Here is a 4,732-nt window from a genome sequence, read left to right as displayed (position 1 = left end):
AACGGGACCTGGCGGCCGCGGTGGCCTCCGGGGCGGGGCTCGGGCCGGACGCCGTGGTCGCGACGGACCTCGCCGGTACCGCGGCGCTGGTGGCCGACGCGGCTCTGGTGATCTGCAGGGGACACCGGGATCGGCCACCTCGCCACGGCCTTCGGCACGCCCTCGGTACTGCTGTTCGGGCCCACCCCGCCCGACCGGTGGGGTCCCCCGCCGTCGCCCCGGCACCGGGTGCTGTGGGCGGGCACGACCGGCGACCCGCACGCGGACACCCCCGACCCCGGTCTGGTGCGGCTGTCGGTGCCCCGGGTGGTGCGCGCGGCGCGCACCCTGCTCTTCGGAGGAGAACCATGCCAGCACACACCCGTCCGCGCGGCCCGGACGCCACGGCAGGCGGACTCCCGGTCGGGGTCGTCGGCACCGGCTACGTCGGACTGACCACGGCCGCGTGCCTGGCCCGGCTGGGGCACACGATCGTCGGGGTGGACGTCGACCCGGACAAGGTGGACGCGCTGAACCGCGGCGAGGTCGACCTCGGCGAACCCGGACTGGCCGACCTGGTCCGGGCCGGTCGGGACGCCGGTTCGCTGCGGTTCACCACCGACCCCGAAGCACTCGGCGCCGCCGGGGTCGTCGTGCTGTGTGTCCCCACCCCGTCCAGGCCGGACGGGACGGCCGACCTCGCGGTGTTCGACTCGGTGCTGGCCGGGCTCGCCCCCGTGCTCGCACCCGACTGCGTCGTCGCCGTGAAATCGACCGTGCCCGTGGGGACGACGGCGCGGGCCGGCCGGGTGCTGGACCGCGCCACCGTGAGCAACCCGGAGTTCCTGCGGGAGGGGCACGCCGCGCACGACTTCCTGCACCCCGACCGGATCGTGCTCGGCGCGGACGAACCGACGGCGGCCGACCGGGTGGCGGCGCTCTACGCCGGGCTCGACGCCCCCGTGCTGCGGACCGACCCCGCGAGCGCGGAGCTGGCCAAGTACGCGAGCAACGCCTTCCTCGCGCTGAAGGTCTCCTACGTCAACGTGCTCGCGGAACTGTGCGAACGGGTGGGGGCCGACGTCGGCGACGTGGCCGACACGTTGCGCCGCGACCCCCGGATCGGAGCCGCCTTTCTCACCCCCGGCCCCGGCTGGGGCGGCTCCTGCCTGCCGAAGGACACCCGGGCCCTGCTGCGCACCGCCGAGGAGGCCGGTGTCGACTTCGCCCTGCTGGCGGACGCGATCGCCGCCAACCGGCACCAGCACGACCGGGTGGCGCGCACGGTGCGGGAGGCGATCACCGGGTCCGCGGACGGGGCGCTGGCCGGTGTCCGGATCGGACTGCTGGGGCTCACGTTCAAGGCGGGCACCGACGACGTGCGGGACTCGCCCGCCCTCGCCGTCGCCGCCCGGCTCGCGGTGGACGGTGCGGTGCTCACCGCGTACGACCCGGGGATCGGCCGGGCCGCGGCGGGGGCGCTCACCGCGGCGGGGGTGCAGTCGGTGGACGACCCGGTGCTGGTGGCCAAGGACGCGGCGGGGCTCGTACTGCTCACCGAGTGGCCGCGGTTCCGCGACCTGGACTGGGCGGAGCTGGCCGGCCACACCGGGAACCCCGTCCTGGTCGACACCCGCGGCCTGCTGGACCCGGGCACGCTGGCCGGGGCGGGATGGCGCTACCACCGCCTCGGCCGCGGGCGGGGTGAACCGGGCCCCACAACGGGATGACTCAGCTTTCCTGATTCGTTGAGGTCCCCCTTCCGGGGACCCGCCGCACCGGCGAACAGGTGTACATGAATTCTTTTCCAAGTATCTCGCCGGGAAACCGCCCGGAATGTTTCCACCGGACAGTTTCCCACCTTTCGGGTGGACCCGCGGGTCAGCCCCGGGAAATCGCGTTCACCGTGCGGCCGACCTCGGTACCGGACAACGCCCTGGCCGCGTCCGCCTGCGAGAGGATGCCGACCAGGCGGCCGCCGTCCAGCACCGGCAGGCGGCGCACCCGGTGCCGCGCCATCGCGTCGAGCGCCGCCTCGACGTCGTCCCCGGGTGCGATCGAGTGAACCTGCCCGGAGGCGAGTTCCCCCACGTGGACGGCGACCGGATCCTTGCCCTCGGCCAGAACCTTGACGACGATGTCCCGGTCGGTGAGCATGCCCTTCAGTTCCCCGTCCTCCCCCCGGACGGGCAGCGCCCCCACCCCGGCCGAGGCCATGGTGCGCGCGGCCTCCGACACCGACTCACTGGTCTCGGCGAAGCGGGGGTCGGCGGTCATGATGTCCTGAACCCGTGTCACCAGAAGTCACTCCTCGTGTCCCGAGAATCGTCCGTTCGGGGAATATGCGCCCCTTCCGGCCTTTGCATACTGCGCCGTCCGGACTAGTCTTTGAGCAGTCAGGCGGTTGAGCAGGCAGCGGCCGGATCTCTTTTCGACCTACCGGTTGATATGGACACCGCTGGAGGTGCCGTGTCCGAACTAGCAATACCCACTTCACTGGTGGGCCTAACCACCGAACGTCACGGGCCGAGCCTCGTCGTCACAGTGGACGGCGAAGTCGACCTCAGTACGTGCGACGTACTGGAGAAACAGCTCGAGGAGGCACTGCACGAGGTCTCTCCCCCGCACCCGCTCGTGATCGACCTGAGCGCGGTCACCTTCCTGGGATCGTCGGGGCTGGCGGTGCTGCTCAACGCGCAGAAGGTCGGCGCGCGACGGGGCACCCCGCTGCGCCTCGTGGCCACGCAACGGGCCGTGTGCCGGCCCGTCGAGGCGGTCGGACTCTCCGACGCGCTGCCGTTGCACGGCACGGTGGTGGCGGCGCTCACGGGCGTTCCCGCCCCCCGCACGGGCGAGGAGATGCTGCATCTCGAATTCGTCCCGGACCACGACGCCCCGTCCGTGACCCGTGCGTCCCGCTGACCCGGGGGCGGTCCCGCCACCGACGTGCGCGGGACCGCCCCCGGCGGGACGGCGGTGGCCGTGCCACCGGTCCGGGTACCGGCTCAGCAGTCCCCGTCACCGCACCAGCTCGACTCCGCCTCGGCCGTCTTCTCGACCCCCAAAACCACGGTGCCCTCCACGGTGAGCGCCTCGCCCGCGCCCGGAGCCTGCCCCACGACCCGCCAGTTCGCGTCGACGAGTGCGATCAGATGTCCGTCGACCGGGTGGGCCTCGACACCGAGACCGAGGTCGTCGAGGTCGCGCCGTGCCGTGGACAGCAGGAGACCGACCACCCCGGGCACCTCCCGGACCGTCGCGGCCCCCGGGGTCCCGGACGGCCCGGGTCGCGGTGTGCCGGAGGGATCGGCCTGCGGTGTCCCGGTCCGAGACGGACCGGGGGCCCCGACGGAGCCCGGTGGCCGGGTCGGCCCGGCCCCGTCCCCGGTGGACACCAGCACACCGCACGCGGTGCTGAGGCCGAGTGCCAGGGCACAGGCGAGGCCGGTGAGCGTCCGGCGCAGCGGAGGACACGGAGTTCGGGGTACGGAGGTTCGCATGATGCCTCGCCTCCCAACGTCCCGGAAGGGGTGCACCGCCGCGGCGGGCACGGGGACCCGTCCGGGGAGCCGGACGGAGCGGGGACGGACGCCGGACGAGCCGTGCCGACGGACGCGGCGTCGTGGCGGTAAGACGGGAACGGCGCGGTATCGGGCGGGGTCGTCGGGTTCCGCGGTCGGCCGTTTCCCGGTGGGCCCTTTCCCGGGTGGGCTGTATCCCGGTGGGCGTGGCCCCGGCGGGGAAGGCCCGGGCCACCTCGTGCGTTCGAGCGTGACCGCCCTCGTGGCGGCGACATCCGCGTTCTCACGCTCTCCCGCCAGTGTGCGCACCGGTGGCGCTTCCTGACAAGACCCGGCGGCGCCCCGGGGTCCCGTCGTCGGGACGCCCGCACGGGCCGGGGCACGGCGGTGGTCGACGAGCGTGCGCCCTCCCCCGCCGTGCCCCGGCCTGACGGACCGACGTCTCAGAACCGCAGGTTCGCCAGGTACTCGTACCCCACCCGGGCGGTCTCCAGCGGGTCCTCGGGCGCGTCGTGCTCGACGATGTACTGCTTCATCGGGCCCCGCCAGGTCCGGCGGAAGATCTCGGCGAAGTCCATGGTGCCGGTGCCGAGGTCGGCGAAGCCGCCGTCGGGCGCACGGTCCTTGACGTGGAACTGGGTGACCCGGCCGAACCGGCGGTGGTACTCCGCCACCGGGTCCGCCCCGGCGACGACGACCCAGTAGAGGTCGTCCTCGAAGTGCACGTTGCGCCGGTCGGTGTTCCCGGCGAGGACGTCGATCGGCCGCACCCCGTCGACAGGGGTGAACTCCTGGGCGTGGTTGTGGTATCCGTAGGAGATCCCCGCCTTCCGGAACGCCCGCCCCGCGCGGTCCAGCCGTCGGGCGAACGCGGTCCACTCGTCCAGCGTCGGGTGGTTCGCCCAGGCGCACGCGGCGGTGGAGTAGCCCAGTGTGCGTGCGTCCTCGATCAGCCGGTCCACATCGGCCCCCTCGAACCCGACGTGGGCGGAGGTGGCCCGCAGGTGGTACCGGTCGAGCAACCTGCGGAACTCCGCCGCCGACCGGCCGTGGGTGCCCGCCAGCTCCACCGCGCGGTAGCCGATGTCGGCCAGAGCCTCCAGCGTGCCCGCGAGGTCGTCGTCCAGCACGCTGCGCAGGGTGTAGAGCTGGATGCTGATGTGGTTTCTCGGCACCCGCCTGCCCGCCGCCGCGCCGGCGGCCCGGGCGGTGCCTGCCTGTGCGGTGCCGGA

The 4,732-nt window shown here is 73.8% G+C and carries 5 protein-coding genes and 1 pseudogene; 3 read left to right on the top strand and 3 right to left on the bottom strand.

Annotation, left to right across the window (positions count from 1 at the left end; all coding sequences use genetic code 11):
- Window positions 1-435, top strand: a pseudogene (locus tag ACTIR_RS25570) (glycosyltransferase family 9 protein); the annotation flags it as partial.
- Entirely contained in the window at window positions 348-1,709 is a 1,362-nt protein-coding gene (locus ACTIR_RS0117735; protein WP_026455282.1) for a UDP-glucose dehydrogenase family protein, read from the top strand. The pseudogene ACTIR_RS25570 and the gene ACTIR_RS0117735, both read left to right, overlap by 88 nt.
- A 151-nt stretch (window positions 1,710-1,860) precedes the next feature.
- Here ACTIR_RS0117735 and ACTIR_RS0117730 read toward each other — a convergent pair whose 3' ends face one another.
- Window positions 1,861-2,277, bottom strand: a complete 417-nt coding sequence (locus tag ACTIR_RS0117730; protein ID WP_007026546.1) for a CBS domain-containing protein — start codon at window positions 2,275-2,277, stop codon at window positions 1,861-1,863.
- Window positions 2,278-2,427: 150 nt separating this feature from the next.
- Between ACTIR_RS0117730 and ACTIR_RS24895 the strand changes: the two genes are divergently transcribed.
- Window positions 2,428-2,901, top strand: coding sequence for an STAS domain-containing protein (locus ACTIR_RS24895; RefSeq protein WP_052583936.1), 474 nt, complete (start codon window positions 2,428-2,430; stop codon window positions 2,899-2,901).
- Between the two features lie 83 nt (window positions 2,902-2,984).
- Here ACTIR_RS24895 and ACTIR_RS24115 read toward each other — a convergent pair whose 3' ends face one another.
- A complete protein-coding gene (locus ACTIR_RS24115; protein WP_052583935.1) occupies window positions 2,985-3,215 on the bottom strand; it encodes a hypothetical protein in 231 nt (76 codons plus the stop codon).
- A 728-nt stretch (window positions 3,216-3,943) separates the two neighbouring features.
- Window positions 3,944-4,732, bottom strand: a 789-nt coding sequence (locus ACTIR_RS0117715) for a sugar phosphate isomerase/epimerase family protein (protein ID WP_026455280.1), incomplete at its 5' end; no start/stop codon positions are given.

Origin of the sequence: Saccharomonospora iraqiensis subsp. iraqiensis (assembly GCF_000430445.1) — a bacterium.
Classification (GTDB): Bacteria; Actinomycetota; Actinomycetes; order Mycobacteriales; family Pseudonocardiaceae; genus Saccharomonospora; species Saccharomonospora iraqiensis.
The sequence above is the reverse complement of the archived record's forward strand: the minus strand, read 5'-3'. Positions and strand labels throughout refer to the sequence as shown.